Source organism: Zoogloea sp. (assembly GCF_030157465.1).
Lineage (GTDB): Bacteria > Pseudomonadota > Gammaproteobacteria > Burkholderiales > Rhodocyclaceae > Zoogloea.
Window position 1 is genome coordinate 69,360 of record NZ_JAOAUU010000131.1, and the last position, 14,804, is coordinate 84,163.

Consider the following 14,804-nt stretch of genomic DNA (forward strand, 5'->3'; position numbering starts at 1 on the left):
GTGAAACTCCATCATGTGTTGTTGTTCGTGCATCTGGCCGGCGTGATCGTGTGGGTCGGCGGCATGAGTTTTGCCCATTTCTGCCTTCGTCCGGCGGCGCTCGCCCTGCCGCCCGCCCAGCGTCTCGCCCTGTGGAGTGGCGTGTTCAGGCGTTTTTTTCCGCTGGTCTGGCTGGCGATTGGTGCGATCGTGCTGTCCGGTTTCGCGATGCTCATCGAAGTCGGCATGGCCCGCGCGCCGCTTGCGTGGCATGCGATGGCCGGAACCGGGCTGCTCATGACTGCGGTTTTTGCGAGCATCTGGTTTGGCCCCTGGCGCGCTTTGCAGCGGGCGGTGGCCGCCGAGAGCTGGGCGCAGGGTGCCCAGGCTCTCAACCAGATCCGCCAGCGTGTGACGTTCAATCTTGTTCTCGGCGCATTGACCGTGTTGCTGGCAACCCTCGGCCTGGCCTTCTGAATCGTGAAGCTGATCAGCTCCCGCGACAACGCCACGGTCAAGCACCTGCATGCCCTCGCGACCTCGGCGCGAGAGCGGCGCGGCAGCGGTGAAACCCTGATCGACGGGGCCCATCTGCTTGGCGTCGCGCTGGAGCGGGGGGTTAAGCCGACGAGGGTGGTGGTGAGCGAAAGCGGTCGCGGGCAGGCTGAGATTGCCGCGCTGCTCGAAGCTTGCTCCGCTTTCGACTGTATCGAGTTGCCGGATCGCCTGTTTGCCCATGTGAGTCCGGTGGATGCGCCGAGCGGCGTGCTGGCGGTCATCACGATTCCGCCGGCCGCACCGGAGGTTTCGGTGACCGGCAGCTGCGTCGTGCTGGATGGCGTACAAGACCCGGGCAACCTGGGCACCATCCTGCGCACCGCTGCGGCGGTTGGCGTCGCTGACGTGCTGCTCGCACCCGGCTGTGCCCAGGCCTGGTCGCCGCGGGTGTTGCGGGCGGCGATGGGTGCGCACTTCGGTTTGCGCATCTTTGAGAACGTCGATGCCCAGGCGGCGCTGGCCGGTTTCCCGGGCGCGATTCTGGCCGCCGATCTGCAGGATTCGGTCGAGCTTTACGACCTGGATTTGCGCGGGCCGGTGGCCTGGCTGTTTGGCTCGGAAGGCCAGGGGCTGTCGCCAGCCATGCTGGCACTGGCCACGCAGCGGGTGCTGATTCCCATGCCGGGCGGCATGGAATCGCTCAATGTGGGCGTCGCGGCTGGCGTGTGTCTTTTTGAGCAGCTGCGCCAGCAGCGCTCACTGGGGTAGCGTCAGGCCGCTTGCCGCGGTAGCGGCGTTGCCGTCGGGCTGGAAGGGCACAATGCCGAGCAGCGGCGCCGGCATGCGCCGGGTCAGCGCTTCCAGGTTCTGTTCGAAGCGCAGCATGGCCGGATCGATCTGGTTGGCGACCCATCCGGCCAGGGTAAGGCCGCGGGCTGCAATGGCCTCGGCGGTAAGGAGCGCATGGTTGATGCAGCCGAGGCGCATGCCCACCACCAGGATTACCGGCAGGCCCAGGTCGCGGGCCAGGTCGGCGGTGTCGTAGTCCTCGCCCAGCGGCACGCGAAATCCGCCCACGCCTTCCACCAGCACCACATCGGCCTGCTCTGTTAGCGCCGCAAAAGCTTCTCGAATCTTGCCGGGCTCGATCACCACGCCCTCTTCAGCTGCTGCAATGTGCGGCGCGATGGGGCTGGCGAGGCAGAACGGGTTGAGCAGCGCGAGGCCAGGGTCGAAGCTGCCGGCGGCGCGCAGGCGGGCGGCGTCTTCGTTGATGAATTCACCCTTCACTATTTCGGCACCGGCCGCGACTGGCTTCATGCCGAGGGCCGTGAGCCCCTTTGCGCGCACGGCGTGGAGGAGGGTGCAGGTGACGAAGGTCTTGCCGATCTCGGTATCGGTGCCGGTGATGAAGAAGGCGGTCATTTCGAATTCAGATTCAGATTTTCTCGGCGATGAGCCAGAAGGTGTCGTAGGAGGCCGGGAGTCCGTTGGGGCCGCGGTAGGCCTCGTAGGCGGCGACGAGGCGGAGCCAGGCGGATTTTCCGAGGGGGGCGCGATGCGCTGAGCCGGTCTGGTGGGCGCCGAGGGTCTTGATGTCGTAGAGCAGGCTGCGCAGGTCGGGCGCCCACGCGTGGAGGGTGCGGCGTTCGCTTTTCAACACGCGAAGGCCGGCGGATTCGGCGGCCTTGAGAATGGCTTCGGGGGGCTGGAAGCTCAGTACGTGTTCGTTGTTATCCACGTGCAGGAAGGCTTCGTGCAGCTCGCCGAGGGTGCCGGGGCCGAGGGTGGCGAGCCATAGCTGGCCGCCGGGGCGCAGGCTGCGCGCGAGTTCCGGCAGGGCTCGCTGCGGGTTGCACCATTGCAGCGCGTAGCTGGACCACAGGGCGTCGAGGCTGGCCCCGGCGATCGGCAGGTGTTCGAGGTCGGCGCACAGGGGGCGGGCGAGGCCCGGCGCGTGCTGGCGGAGCATGGCCGGGGCGAAGTCGAGGGCGAGGAGGTCGGCGGCCGGGAAGCTGCGCTTGAGGCCGGCGAGCGCATAGCCGGTGCCGCAGCCGGCGTCCAGGATGCGGTCGGGCGAAAAATCCTGAGTTGAAACGAGGGCGAGCAGGTGATCGCAGGCGGTGCGCTGCACCGAGGCGACGGCATCGTATTGGCCGGCGGCCTTGTCGAAGGCGGCGCGGACGGCGCGCTTTGGGGCGGGTGCGTGAGTCACCGGAAAACCTCGCGAGCGAAGCTTTCGATCAGCGTGGCGCATTCGGTCGGGCGGGAGACGAAAGGCGCGTGACCGGTGTGCTTGAGCACCGACATGCGGCCGAGCGGTAGCGCATCGGCCAGCCATTCGGCGGCTGCGACGGGCATCAGTTTGTCTTCGCTGCCGTGCAGCAGGCGCACCGGCTGGGTGATGCTGCGGGCGAGTGCGCGCTGGTCGGTTTCGGCAAGGAGACGCAGGCCGGTGGCGAGCGCCGGCAGGTGGAGGGTGTCGGCGGGGGTGAGGGCCTCGCCCAGTCTTGCGGCGACATTCTTGCGGGCGGCGTCACCGAGGCTTTGCAGTGCGACGAAGCGGCGCTGGGTGGCGTCCGGGTCGAGTTCGAAGTGGTTCCGGAATTCTTCGAGCGTGGTTTCTGGCAGCGCGGCAGGCCAGTTGTCGGCCTGCACGAAGCGGGGGCTGGCGGCGATCAGTACGAGACGGGCGACTTTTTGAGGGGCATGCACGGCGAGGTGCATGGCGAGCTGGGCGCCGAGGGACCAGCCGACGAGGATGCTGCCATCCGGAATGTGGGCGAGCAGGGCTTCGGTCCAGCTCGCCAGCGTGTCGCCGGCGGGGGCGGCGTTGCCGTGGCCGGGAAGATCAGGGGCGAGGACCGTGAGCTGCGGGTCGAGCTGCGCTTGCAGCGGTGCCCACACCGCGGACGACAGGCCCCAGCCGTGAAGGAGAACGATGGGCGGGGTCATGGGTGCTGCGCCTCCAGCCGCTTGAGGGCTTCGACGAGGCGGTCGACCTGCGCAAAGCTGTGCGCCGCCGACAGGGTGATGCGCAGCCGTGCCGCGCCCCTGGGCACCGTGGGCGGGCGAATGGCTGGCACCCACAGGCCTTCGGCCTCGAGGGCGCGGGAGACGGCCAGGGTTTCGTGGTTGTCGCCGATGACGACCGGCTGGATCGGGGTGTCGGAGGGCAGCAGTTGCCAGCGCTTGAGGCGCAGGCCGCTTTTGAGGTGCCCGATGAGCGCCGCGAGGTGGGCGCGGCGGGCGTCGCCGTGTTCGATCAGGTCCAGCGCGGTGAGCAGGGTGTCGGCCAGCAGCGGTGGGGCGCCGGTGGTGAAAATGTAGCTGCGGCTCTTGTTGACCAGCCATTCGATGAGGCTGCGCTCACCGGCGACGAAAGCGCCGGAAACGCCGGCGGCCTTGCCAAGGGTACCCATGTAGATCAGGCGCTTCGAGCGCAGCGCGAAATGTGCGAGGCTGCCGCGCCCCTGTGGCCCGAGCACGCCGAAGCCGTGGGCGTCGTCCACCAGCAACCAGGCCTTGTGGGCTTCGGCGAGGGCGAGGAGTTTGGGCAGCGGGGCAAGGTCGCCGTCCATGCTGAACACGCTGTCGGTGACGATCAGTTTGCGTGGCGCGCTGGAGGCGGCCAGGCGGGCGGCTAGGGCGTTGAGGTCGCAGTGCGGATAGCGGATGAAATCGGCGCGGGAGAGCAGGGCCCCGTCGACCAGCGAGGCGTGGTTCACCTTGTCGGCGAAGATGGCGTCGCCGCGCCCGACCAAGGCCGGCATCACGCCGATGTTGGCCATGTAGCCGGTGGAAAAATACAGCGCGTCGTCCATGCCTGTGAAGGCGGCGAGGCGGGTTTCGAGGGCCTGGTGGCTGGCGTAGTGGCCGCTGACGAGGTGCGAGGCGCCAGACCCGACGCCCCAGTGTCGGCCGCCCCGGGCAAGGGTGTCGATCAGTGCCGGTTCGGCGGCAAGGCCGAGGTAGTCGTTGGAGCAGAAGGCCAGAACGGGATCGGGACGATCGGCCACGTGTACATCGGGTGCGCAGGGCGTGGTGACGATGCGGCGGCGGCGGCGCAGGCCGGCAGCGTCGAGATCGGCAAGGTTTGCCTGGATTTCGTCCAGCGGGTCTGCGCTTTTAAATGGCGTGGGCTCAGCCAAGGCTGGCCTCCAGGGCGGCAGCCGTCTGGCCGGCGAGGTGGGCGATCTCGTCGTCGGAGACGATGTAGGGCGGCATGGTGTAGACGGTGTTGCCGATCGGGCGCAACAGGAGTTCCCGCTCAAGGGCTGCGCCGAAGAAGCGGCGGGCAAAGCCGGCGGGGGCGCCGTCCACATCGAAGGCGAGGATCATGCCCTGCTGGCGCAGGTGGCGAACCTGGGGGTGGGCACCTACGGCGGCGCTGAAGGCGTCCTTGAGGCGAGCGGATTTGCGCCGGTTGGCTGCAATCACATCGTCCTGCACGAAGATGTCGAGGGTTGCCAGCGCCGCCCGGCAGGCCAGCGGGTTGCCGGTGTAGGAATGGGAATGCAGGAAGCCGCGGGCGGTGTCGTCGTCGTAGAAGGCCTTGAAGACGTCGTCGGTGGTGAGCACGATCGAAAGTGGCAGGTAGCCGCCGGAGATGCCTTTGGAGAGCAGCAGGAAATCGGGCCAGATGCCGGCCTGCTCGCAGGCGAAGAAGGTGCCGCTGCGCCCGCAACCGACGGCGATCTCGTCGGCGATGAGGTGCACCTGGTGGCGCTTGCAGATCTCACGGGCGAGGCGCAGGTATTCCGGATCGTACATGGCCATGCCGGAGGCGCACTGCACCAGCGGTTCGACAATCAGTGCGGCGGTCTGGCCGGCGTGTTCGGCGAGGTGGGCGTCGAGCGCGGCGGCGGCGCGGCGGGCCACGTCGACGGCGGTTTCAAAGGGCAGGGCATTGCGGGCGTCGGGGCTGGGCACGCAGCTGCCGGCGCGCACCAGCGGCGCGTAGGCGTCGCGGAAGAGGGCGACATCGGTGACGGCCAGCGCTCCCACGGTTTCGCCGTGGTAGCTGCCTTGGATGCTGACGAAGCGGTTTTTTTCGGGCTGGCCGTGGTTGCGCCAGTAATGGGCGCTCATCTTGAGGGCGATTTCGGTGGCCGAGGCACCGTCCGACGCGTAGAAGGCGTGGCCGAGACGGTGGCCGGTGAGGGCGGCGAGGCGTTCCGAGAGTTCGACGACCGGCTCGTGGGTGAAGCCGGCCAGCATGACGTGTTCCAGCGTGTCGAGTTGCTGCTTGAGGGCGTTGCCGATACGCGGGTTGGCGTGGCCGAAGAGATTGACCCACCAGGAGCTGATGCCGTCGAGGTAGCGGCGGCCGTCCATGTCGTAAAGCCAGGCGCCTTCGCCACGCTTGATCGGCACCAGCGGAAGTTGCTCGTGGTGCTTCATCTGGGTGCAGGGGTGCCAGACGGCGGCGAGGGAGCGGGCGAGGAAGTCGGGGTTGGCTGAGCGGTGCGGCATGGGCAATCCGGATGCAGGCTGAAAGCGACAAGTGGAGCGGCCGGGGTTCGGCGGCTCCACTTGTCGGGCCGGGGCAGGTTTTAGTACGAGTAGAGGCTGAGGCTGTTGCTGCCGACCGCGGTGTAGGTGTTCTGGGCGTTGAGCAGGCCGAAGATGGTTTCGGTGGTGGTGGGCTTGGTTGGCGGCACGACCCAGCTTACGCAGGGGATTTCGCAGGTGAAGATGGCGCCGTTGGTGCCCGCGGCGACCAGGCGTGAGCCCGCGGATGCGGCATAGAACGAGCCGGTGAGGGTCTGGGCGCTCCAGGCGTTGTCGTCGGTGCGGGTGAGTACCGTGCCGTCGGACCCGACCGCGACGAAGGCGTAGGTGATGACGCTGTTGGCGACATGGGTAACGGCGGCAACGCTTTTCAGCGCTCCCGACTGGGTGGTGGCCGTCCAGTTGCTGCCGTCGGTGCTGGTGAGCACGGTGCCGCCGTCGCCGACCGCAACCCATTCACCCTTGGCGGAGTAGGCCACGCCGTAAAGATTGGCGCTGGTGGCCGGAGTGATGGCATTGGCTGCCGTCCAGCTGGTGCCATCGGTCGAGTAACGGATCGTGCCGTTGTCGCCAACCGCGACCACCAGGCTTGCGCCGTTGCTGGCGACGGCGTTGAGGGTGTTGGTCGTGCCGGTGGTGGTGCTGTCGAGGGTGGTCCAGTTGTTGATGTCGGAGCTGTAGGCCACGCTGCCCGCCGTGCCGACGGCGATGTACTTTCTGGGGCTGACGGCATAGACGACGCCCTTGAGATCAATGCTGCCGGAAACCTGCGTGCCGGTCGGGCTGATCCATTTGAGGGGCTGGAGCACGCTGCTGGTGATGGCGCCGTAGCTGCGTTCGCCATCGGTGTCGGGTGTTGTGTAGATCTTGCCGCCATGGCCGACTGCGACATAGGAGTAGGTGCTGGCGCTGCTGGTGGTCAGGCCGTAGGCAACGCTGCGCATGAGTTTGTCGCTGAGCAGGGGGGTGCCGCTGCTCAAGGGGTTGCCGCCGAGCCATGCGGTGCCTGACTGGCGGGGTGTTTTCGGGCTCAGGCTGGCCGTCGGGCCGCCTTCGCCGCCGTCAGTGCGGCCGTTGAGCAGGAAGTCGTAGCTCTTGTCGTTGGTGAGGCCGGTGATGACATAGGGCGAGGAGATACCCTTGCCCTTGTCGCCAACCTTGGAGAGGGCGCCGGGGGTTTTTTTCCAGCTGTCGACCGTGGCGATGTCGGCGGTGGTCGGGGCGTAGAAGAGCCAGTACTGCACGCCGGCTTCCTGCTTCCAGGTGATCGTGACCTGCGAATCGCCTTCGACGACCTGGAAGTTCTCCGGCATGGCCGAGGAGCTTCCGCCACCGCCGCCGCATGCGGATACGAGGGTGGCGGCAATGAGGGCGGGGAGGGCAGCTTTGAGTCGGTTCGGGAACATGGAATGGGCCGGCAATGAACGGATCGAACCGGAATTCTACAACACCGCGGCTGTCCGGCCCGGCTCCAGTGTGCGCTGGAGCGGTGCCGGATGGGTGGCTCAGGGGGTGATCACGCCGGTGAGTTCCTTCAGCAGTATTTCCTGCGCCGCGCGGCGGGTGGTGCGGGGGTTTTTGCGACGATAGTGGTTGTCGCCTTCCAGTTCCCAGGCCTGGCAGTTGTCGCCGAGGTAGGGGCGGAGGCCTTCCTTCATGACGCGGCGCTTGACCTTCGGGTCGAGGATGGGGAAGGCCACCTCGATGCGCTTGAAGAAGTTGCGTTCCATCCAGTCGGCGCTGGAGAGGTAGAGCTTCTCGGCGCCGTCGGCGTGGAAGTAGAAGATCCGGTGATGCTCGAGGAAGCGTCCGACGACGGAGCGCACGCGGATGTTTTCCGACAGGCCGGGGACGCCGGGCTTGAGGGCGCACACGCTGCGGGCGATGACGTCGATCTCGACGCCGGCCTGGGAGGCTTCGTACAGGGCTTCGATGGTTTCGGGTTCGAGCAGTGCATTCACCTTGACGATGATGCGGCCCTTGCGGCCGGCGCGGGCAATTTCGGCTTCTTCGCGAATGGCCGCCACGACGTTGGGCTGCAGCGTGAAGGGTGCCTGCCACAGGTGCTTGAGCCGGCCGGCCTGGCCGAGGCCGGTGAGCTGCTTGAAGAGTTCGGCCACGTCGGCGCCGATTTCCTCGTTGGCGGTGAGCAGGCCGAAGTCGGTGTAGAAGCGGGTGGTGCGCGGGTGGTAGTTGCCGGTGCCCAGGTGAACATAACGCCGCAGCGCGCCTTCTTCGCGGCGCACGATCAGCAGCAGTTTGGCGTGGGTCTTGTAGCCGAAGACGCCGTACACCACGTGGGCGCCAACCTCCTCGAGCTGGGCGGCCCAGCTGATGTTGGCTTCCTCGTCGAAACGGGCCATCAGTTCGAGAGCGACGGTGACTTCCTTGCCCTTCTGGGCCGCGCGTACGAGATGTTCCATCAACACGGAGTCGGTGCCGGTGCGGTAAACCGTCATCTTGACGGCAACCACCTGCGGGTCGTCGGCGGCGGCCTTGAGCATTTCGATAACGGGCTCGAAGCTCTGGAAAGGGTGGTGGAGCAGGATGTCCTCGTGGCGGATGGCGGCGAAGATGTTCTCGCGCTTGTCGAGGCCTTTCGGGCGTGCCGGCTGGAAAGGACGGTATTTCAGGTCGGGGCGTTCGACCCAGTCGGGAACCTGGTTGAGGCGCACCGGATTGACCATGCCGGGCACGCGGTAGACGTCGGCCGGGCCGAGTCCGAACTGGTGCATCAGGAAGCCGGCCATGGCGCCCGAGCAGTTGTCGGCCAGCTCCAGGCGCACGGCGTTGCCGAAGTGGCGCTGCTGCAGTTCGCCCTTGAGGGTGGCGCGCAGATCCTTCACCTCTTCTTCGTCCACGAACATGTCGGAGTTGCGGGTGACGCGGAACTGGTAGCAGCCGAGCACGTTCATGCCTTCGAACAGCTCACCCACATGGGCGTGGAGCAGCGAGGACAGGAACACGAAACCGTAATCGACGCCGGTGAGCTCCTGCGGCAGGCGGATGACTCGCGGCAGGGCGCGCGGGGCCTGGACGATGGCGGCGCCGGAGTTGCGTCCGAAGGCATCGCGCCCTTCGAGTTCGACGGCGAAGTTGAGGCTCTTGTTGAGCACCCGCGGGAAGGGGTGGGCCGGATCGAGTCCGATCGGCGTGAGGATGGGCATCACCTCGCGCATGAAGTAGTCGCGGGCCCAGGCGTGCTGGGCTTCGGTCCACACGCTGCGGCGCAGGAACACGATGCCTTCGTCGGCGAGGGCCGGCAGGATGGTGTTGTTGAGCAGGTTGTACTGCTCGGTGATGATGCCGTGCACTTCGCGGCTGATGCGCCCATGCAGCGCGGCCGGCGTGAGTCCGTCGGTGGTCAGGGCCTGGCTGCCGAGGAGCAGCTGCTCCTTGACGCCGGCCACGCGGACTTCGAAAAATTCGTCAAGGTTGCTCGACACGATGCACAGGAAACGCAGTCGTTCCAGCAGCGGCACCGAGGGGTCGGCGGCCTGGGCGAGCACGCGGCGCTGGAATTGCAGCAGCGACAGCTCGCGGTTGATGAAGTGATCGCTGCTGAAGTGGCGCTCGGCGGGGAGATGTGGCATGGACTTTCCTGTCGAATTTCCCGATTGACTGATAATTATGTGACGTATTTGTTACCGCCGCATGACGCCGGTCATTGAGTTTGATCAACGTCGGGCGCTCACCGGCGGGTGCTAGAATTCGCGGCTCCTGCGCCGTCCGGCGCCTTTTCCGCCGCATTCATGAATCGTGAGTTGATCGCCGCCATTGATCTGGGTTCCAACAGTTTTCGCCTGCAGATCGGGCGAATCGTTAACGACCAGATTTATCCCCTCGATGGCATCAAGGAGGCCGTGCGTCTTGCCGCCGGCTTGTCCCCTGACCGAATGCTCGATGCTGCGGCCCAGTTTCGCGGTATCAGCGCGCTGCGCTGCTTCAACGAGCGCATTCGCGACTATCCGCTCGATGCGGTGCGGGCCGTGGCCACCAACACCCTGCGCGTGGCCAAGAATGCGCCGCACTTCCTGGTGCAGGCGGAAGCCGCGCTGGGCTTCCCGATCGAAGTCATCGCCGGACGCGAGGAAGCGCGGCTGATCTACGTGGGCGTGGCGCACACCCTGCCCAATCCCCACAAGCAGCAACTGGTCGTGGATATCGGTGGCGGTTCGACCGAGTTCGTGATCGGCAAGAGCTTCAAGCCCATCGCGCTGGAATCGCTCTACATGGGCTGCGTCAGCTATTCGATGCGCTACTTTCCCGAAGGCCGCATCGACAAGCGCGGCCTGCGCGACGCCGAGCTGGCGGCCCAGAAGGAAATCCAGACCATCACCCACGCCTATCGCGAAGTGGGCTGGGACGAGGCGGTGGGCTCGAGCGGTTCGGCCAAGGCGCTGGTGGATATACTCGAGCTCAACGGCCTTTCCGACGGCGGCATCACCCGCAGTGGTCTCGAGCGCCTGCGTAACCTGATGCTCAAGGCCGGCAGCCTGGACAACCTCCACCTCGAAGGCCTGCGCCCCGATCGCCTGCCGGTGCTGACCGGCGGTTTCGCCATCATGTGGGCGGTTTTCCAGGAGTTCGGACTCGAGCGCATGACTTTCTCGGAAGGCGCCCTGCGCCTCGGCGTGCTCTACGACCTGCTCGGCCGCTATCACCACCATGACCTGCGCGATGCCACCGTGTCGGCCTTTGTCGAGCGCTACGGTGTCGACCTCGCCCACGCCCGCGAAGTGGCCGAAACCGCGCGGGCCTTCCTGCTGCAGCTCGAGCCCTCCGCGGCCGACGCCGAGAACACCGATCGCCGCTTTCTCGAATGGGCGGCAATGCTCCACGAAGTGGGCGTTTCCGTCGCCCATTCCAGCTACCACAAGCACAGCGCCTACATTCTGGGCAACGCCGACATGCCGGGTTTCTCGCGCATGGATCAGGGGCGTCTGGCGCGCATGGTGCTGGCCCACCGGGGCAAGTTGTCGCGGCTCGGCCCCCTCGACCCCGAAAGCCAGGAATGGCGCTTGATCTTGTGCCTGCGCCTGTCGGCCGTCGTGCACCGGGCCCGTGACGGGCGAGGTGTTCCGCCGCTGCGCCTCAAGCGCGAAGGGCGCGGGTTCGTGATCGTGGCCGATGCCGAGTGGTTGCGAAACCTGCCGCTCACCGCCGCTGCGCTGGACGAGGAAGAGCGCCAGTGGCAGACGATCGGCCTGCCGGTGAAGATGCGGGTCGAGCGTTCCGCGCCACGCAGCCCGGCCGGCATCTAGCCTTTCAGTCATGTCCATCCAGCTCCGGGGGGCTCGTCCGCAACCTGCGATAAACGTCGACGGGGCAGGAGCCAGGGTGGTGTTGTCCGGCGACTGGACGCTGAGCGTGTTGAATCCCCGTTGCGTCGACATCCGTCGGCAGCTCGAGGCGGCTTCCGGCGCGCCGGCCTGGGATCTGGCCGGCGTGAGCCGTCTCGACAGTTTTGGCGCGCTGCTGCTGTGGCGCGCCTGGGGCCGCCGGCGACCGCCGCAACTGGTGCTGCCCGAAGCACTCGAATCCGTCTTCAACCGGCTGGCCGACCTCGGCGATGCCAGCCTGCCGGTCGAGCCGCCTTACCGTTTTCTGGATGCGACCGCCCATCTCGGCCGGCTGCTGCTCGGCCTGGTGCGCCATCTGGGGCATTTCGTGGTGCTCCTAGGCCAGTTGCTGCTCGATCTGCTCTACCTGCTGCGCAACCGGGAACACTGGCCCCTGCACGAAATGTCGGCCAATTTCTACAAGGTGGGCGTCAAGGCGATGCCGGTCACGGCGCTGGTCGGCTTCCTGATCGGCGTCGTGATGTCGTATTTGTCGGCCTTGCAGTTGCGGGCCTTCGGGGCGGATACCTTCATCGTCAATATCCTCGGACTCGGCATCATCCGCGAACTCGGCCCGGTGCTGGTGTCGGTGCTGGTGGCCGGCCGCTCGGGTTCGGCAATGACCGCCCAGCTCGGCGTGATGCGGGTTACCGAGGAAATCGACGCGCTGACCACGATGGGCGTCTCGCGCTACGTGCGTCTGGTGCTGCCCAAGGTGGTGGCGCTCACGCTGGCGATGCCGCTGCTCACCCTGTGGGGCTCGTCGGTGGCGATCTTCGGCGGCATGGTGTCGGCCAACGTGCAGCTCGACATGAGTTTCGACTATTTTCTGAACGCGCTGCCCCGGGCCGTGCCGGCGGCCAACCTGGTCATCGGCCTGGCCAAGGGCGCCGTGTTCGGCTTGCTCATTGCGCTGGTGGCCTGCCACTTCGGCCTGCGCGTCAAGCCCAATACCGAAAGTCTGTCGGCCAACACCACGGCTTCGGTGGTCACGTCCATCACCGTGGTGATCCTGGTGGACGCGGTCTTCGCCATTCTTACCCGCACCATCGGGTTGCCGTACCGATGAACGCCGCGACGAACAAGGTGCCGGTCGAGCTGAAGGGCTTGTCGACCCGCTTTGGCGCCACCTGGGTTCACCGCAACATCGACCTGGCCGTGCCGGTTGGCGAAGTGGTGGCGCTGGTGGGAGGGTCGGGCACCGGCAAGACCACGCTGCTGCGCCAGATGGTGGGCCTCCTGCAGCCGGCCGAGGGCGAGGTGCGTCTCTTCGGCGAGCCGCTGTTTGCCGGCAGCCGCGCCGAGCAACTGGCGCGGCGGCGGCGCTTTGGCATGCTCTTTCAGCAGGGAGCGCTGTTTTCGGCGCTCAATGTGTTTGCCAATGTGGCCTTTCCGCTGCGCGAATTCGGCGTGCGCGACGAAACCATGCTGCGCGATCTCGTGCTGCTCAAGCTGGCCATGGTCGAGCTTGGGCCGGAGGTGGCCCTGCGCATGCCGGCCGAGCTTTCGGGCGGCATGATCAAGCGGGTGGCGCTGGCCCGTGCGCTGGCGCTGGAGCCCGAGTTGCTGCTGCTCGACGAACCGACCGCCGGCCTCGACCCCGACCGCAGCGCCGGTTTTGTGCGCCTGATCCGCGCGCTGCAGAAGGCGCTCGGCCTGACGGTGATCCTCGTCACCCACGACCTCGACACCCTGGCTGCGCTGGCCACCCGCGTGGCTGTGCTATCCGAAGGGCGTATACTCGCCTTCGCCCCCCTTGACGAAATCATGACTGTGCAGGATCCCTTCATCGAACGCTTTTTTCATAGCGAGCGCAGTCAGGCGGCGCTGGCCCGCGGTCGTTCTGAAGTCTGATGGAAAGCCGTTCCCACGCGCTCGCCGCAGGCCTTTTCGCGATTGTCCTCAGCCTTGGCATCGCCCTCGCGCTGTGGTGGTTTTCCGACGGTCGCGAGACCACCCGCGAAGTGCTGCTGGTGAGTTCCGGCAGCGTGAATGGCCTCAATCCGCAGGCCACCGTGCGCTACCGCGGCATCATCGCCGGCAAGGTTTCGTCGATCGCCCTCGATCCGGCCAACCCCCGCGATCTGCTGGTCACCGCGCGCATCCGCACCGATCTGCCAATCACCAAAGGCACGCGGGCTCGGCTGGCCTCCCAGGGCGTGACTGGGCTGGCCTTCATCGCCCTCGACGACAGTGGCGACAATCCCGAGCCGCTGGCAGGCGAGGCGGGTGGCCTGCCGCGGCTGCGCCTGGCGCCGGGTATTGTGGATGAAGCGACCGAAGCCTCCCTGCAAACCCTCAAGCGGGTGCGCGAACTGGCCGAGCGGCTGGCGCTCCTGGCCGCGCCGGACAACCTGGCCCGCGTCGAGCGAATCCTCGCCCATCTCGAATCGTCCAGCCAGGGCCTCGACCGCAGCCTGAAGGAAGTGCCGCAGACGCTGGCTGCCGTGCGCCAGGTTTTCAGCAAGGACAACCTCGTGCGCATCGGCCGCACGCTGGACAACATCGAGCGCCTGAGCGCCGACGCCGTGCCGCTGGCCCGCGAGGGACGCAGCCTGATCGTCAAGCTGCAAGCGCTTGGCGAGCGCATTGACAGCCTGGCCGGCACCACCGGCGAAGGCCTTGCCACCAATACCCTGCCACGCGTCAACGTGCTGCTGCAGGAACTCACCGTCACTTCGCGGCAGCTCTCCGATCTGCTCGACGAGATCGACAATTCCCCGCAACTCCTGCTCCTCGGCCGGCGCAAGCCGCCTCCCGGGCCCGGCGAGGCCGGCTTCCAGGCAGGCGAGGGCCGGCCCTGAGCGGCAGCCAATCCGGAAACCCCAGCCATGGCGCGAAAGCTCCTTTCCCGAACCCTGACGGCCATGATCTGTGTGTTCGCACTGGGCGCCTGCGGCAGCGTGCCCAGGGCCGCACCGGGCTATTCCGTCCATGATTTCGGCCCCCTCGGCACCGCGTCGGCGCGGCCGCCGGCCTTGCCGATCCGCAACACCGAAGTGGTGTCCGCGCCCTGGCTCGCGTCCACCTCGATGCACTACCGGCTGATGTATGCCCAGCCGACCCGTCGCCAGGTTTTTGTCGAAAGCCGCTGGGCCGCCCAACCGGGGCAATTGTTTGAGCTGGCCGTCAAGCGCACCCTGAAAGCCAACGACTCGACGCCGACGGCCAGCGGCTGCCGGCTGCGCGTCGAGCTTGACGAGTTTGCCCAGGTTTTTGCATCCGAGCGCGAGAGCAGCGGCGTCCTCGAGGCCCGCGTGTTTTTGCTCGCGCCGCGCAGCGACCAGCTCGTCGCCTCGCGTAGCTTCAGCCTTGCCCGCCCGGCGCCGTCGGCCAATGCGGCGGGCGGCGTGGCGGCCCTGCGTGAAGGCGTCGAACAGTTCAACCGCGAACTCCTCGGCTGGCTTGACGCCCTGGCTGGCGAAGGCGCGGGCCCGCGCGGGCGCTGTGGCACCTGATTTTTACGACCGG

At 67.0% G+C, this 14,804-nt stretch carries 14 protein-coding genes; 7 read left to right on the plus strand and 7 right to left on the minus strand.

Going from position 1 to position 14,804, the window contains the following annotated elements; genetic code table 11:
- Together Q1W26_RS15570 and Q1W26_RS15575 are read left to right on the plus strand one after the other, a co-directional pair.
- Entirely contained in the window at positions 1 to 456 is a 456-nt protein-coding gene (locus Q1W26_RS15570) for a CopD family protein (RefSeq protein WP_300442134.1), read from the plus strand.
- A gap of 3 nt (positions 457 to 459) precedes the next feature.
- On the plus strand, positions 460 to 1,245 hold the full coding sequence (locus tag Q1W26_RS15575; RefSeq protein ID WP_300442135.1) for an RNA methyltransferase: 786 nt from the start codon (positions 460 to 462) through the stop codon (positions 1,243 to 1,245).
- On the opposite strand, the gene bioD is transcribed toward Q1W26_RS15575, so the two are convergent.
- From bioD to ppk1, 7 genes are all read right to left on the minus strand, one after another.
- Positions 1,234 to 1,902, minus strand: coding sequence for a dethiobiotin synthase (gene bioD, locus Q1W26_RS15580; RefSeq protein WP_300442137.1), 669 nt, complete (start codon positions 1,900 to 1,902; stop codon positions 1,234 to 1,236). The genes Q1W26_RS15575 and bioD overlap by 12 nt on opposite strands.
- Positions 1,903 to 1,915: 13 nt before the next feature.
- Complete coding sequence (locus Q1W26_RS15585) at positions 1,916 to 2,692, minus strand: malonyl-ACP O-methyltransferase (RefSeq protein WP_300442139.1); 777 nt, start codon at positions 2,690 to 2,692, stop codon at positions 1,916 to 1,918.
- A complete protein-coding gene (locus Q1W26_RS15590; RefSeq protein WP_300442140.1) occupies positions 2,689 to 3,432 on the minus strand; it encodes an alpha/beta fold hydrolase in 744 nt (247 codons plus the stop codon). The genes Q1W26_RS15585 and Q1W26_RS15590 overlap by 4 nt, the downstream gene beginning before the upstream one ends.
- Complete coding sequence (bioF, locus tag Q1W26_RS15595; protein WP_300442142.1) at positions 3,429 to 4,628, minus strand: 8-amino-7-oxononanoate synthase; 1,200 nt, start codon at positions 4,626 to 4,628, stop codon at positions 3,429 to 3,431. Before bioF ends, Q1W26_RS15590 begins: the two co-directional genes overlap by 4 nt.
- Positions 4,621 to 5,952 (minus strand): adenosylmethionine--8-amino-7-oxononanoate transaminase, encoded by a 1,332-nt coding sequence (locus Q1W26_RS15600; RefSeq protein WP_300442144.1) that lies wholly within the window; start codon positions 5,950 to 5,952, stop codon positions 4,621 to 4,623. The genes bioF and Q1W26_RS15600 overlap by 8 nt, the downstream gene beginning before the upstream one ends.
- Before the next feature lie 80 nt (positions 5,953 to 6,032).
- On the minus strand, positions 6,033 to 7,397 hold the full coding sequence (locus tag Q1W26_RS15605) for a fibronectin type III domain-containing protein (RefSeq protein WP_300442146.1): 1,365 nt from the start codon (positions 7,395 to 7,397) through the stop codon (positions 6,033 to 6,035).
- A gap of 99 nt (positions 7,398 to 7,496) precedes the next feature.
- Positions 7,497 to 9,584, minus strand: coding sequence for a polyphosphate kinase 1 (ppk1, locus tag Q1W26_RS15610; RefSeq protein ID WP_300442148.1), 2,088 nt, complete (start codon positions 9,582 to 9,584; stop codon positions 7,497 to 7,499).
- A 159-nt stretch (positions 9,585 to 9,743) separates the two neighbouring features.
- Between ppk1 and ppx the strand changes: the two genes are divergently transcribed.
- Genes ppx through Q1W26_RS15635 form a run of 5 tightly spaced genes read left to right on the plus strand, consistent with a single transcriptional unit; the run spans position 9,744 to position 14,791 of the window.
- Complete coding sequence (ppx, locus tag Q1W26_RS15615) at positions 9,744 to 11,255, plus strand: exopolyphosphatase (RefSeq protein WP_300442150.1); 1,512 nt, start codon at positions 9,744 to 9,746, stop codon at positions 11,253 to 11,255.
- Positions 11,256 to 11,265: 10 nt separating this feature from the next.
- The gene (locus tag Q1W26_RS15620; RefSeq protein WP_300442152.1) at positions 11,266 to 12,402 is read left to right on the plus strand and encodes an ABC transporter permease; all 1,137 of its coding nucleotides are present in this window, start codon (positions 11,266 to 11,268) and stop codon (positions 12,400 to 12,402) included.
- Positions 12,399 to 13,187 carry an ATP-binding cassette domain-containing protein gene (locus tag Q1W26_RS15625; RefSeq protein ID WP_300442154.1) on the plus strand — a complete coding sequence of 263 codons (789 nt, stop codon included), beginning with the start codon at positions 12,399 to 12,401 and terminating at the stop codon, positions 13,185 to 13,187. Before Q1W26_RS15620 ends, Q1W26_RS15625 begins: the two co-directional genes overlap by 4 nt.
- The gene (locus Q1W26_RS15630; RefSeq protein ID WP_300442156.1) at positions 13,187 to 14,137 is read left to right on the plus strand and encodes an MlaD family protein; all 951 of its coding nucleotides are present in this window, start codon (positions 13,187 to 13,189) and stop codon (positions 14,135 to 14,137) included. Before Q1W26_RS15625 ends, Q1W26_RS15630 begins: the two co-directional genes overlap by 1 nt.
- A gap of 27 nt (positions 14,138 to 14,164) precedes the next feature.
- Entirely contained in the window at positions 14,165 to 14,791 is a 627-nt protein-coding gene (locus Q1W26_RS15635; protein WP_300442157.1) for an ABC-type transport auxiliary lipoprotein family protein, read from the plus strand.
- Positions 14,792 to 14,804 lie beyond the last annotated feature (13 nt).

What these genes read in the sequence shown, in the direction of transcription:
- Q1W26_RS15620 (WP_300442152.1), top strand. Translation starts at nt 11,266, where the DNA reads ATGTCCATCCAGCTCCGGGGGGCTCGTCCGCAACCTGCGATAAACGTC.
- bioD (WP_300442137.1), bottom strand. Translation starts at nt 1,902, where the DNA reads ATGACCGCCTTCTTCATCACCGGCACCGATACCGAGATCGGCAAGACC.
- Q1W26_RS15590 (WP_300442140.1), bottom strand. Translation starts at nt 3,432, where the DNA reads ATGACCCCGCCCATCGTTCTCCTTCACGGCTGGGGCCTGTCGTCCGCG.
- Q1W26_RS15635 (WP_300442157.1), top strand. Translation starts at nt 14,165, where the DNA reads ATGGCGCGAAAGCTCCTTTCCCGAACCCTGACGGCCATGATCTGTGTG.
- Q1W26_RS15625 (WP_300442154.1), top strand. Translation starts at nt 12,399, where the DNA reads ATGAACGCCGCGACGAACAAGGTGCCGGTCGAGCTGAAGGGCTTGTCG.
- ppk1 (WP_300442148.1), bottom strand. Translation starts at nt 9,584, where the DNA reads ATGCCACATCTCCCCGCCGAGCGCCACTTCAGCAGCGATCACTTCATC.
- Q1W26_RS15600 (WP_300442144.1), bottom strand. Translation starts at nt 5,952, where the DNA reads ATGCCGCACCGCTCAGCCAACCCCGACTTCCTCGCCCGCTCCCTCGCC.
- Q1W26_RS15630 (WP_300442156.1), top strand. Translation starts at nt 13,187, where the DNA reads ATGGAAAGCCGTTCCCACGCGCTCGCCGCAGGCCTTTTCGCGATTGTC.
- ppx (WP_300442150.1), top strand. Translation starts at nt 9,744, where the DNA reads ATGAATCGTGAGTTGATCGCCGCCATTGATCTGGGTTCCAACAGTTTT.
- Q1W26_RS15605 (WP_300442146.1), bottom strand. Translation starts at nt 7,397, where the DNA reads ATGTTCCCGAACCGACTCAAAGCTGCCCTCCCCGCCCTCATTGCCGCC.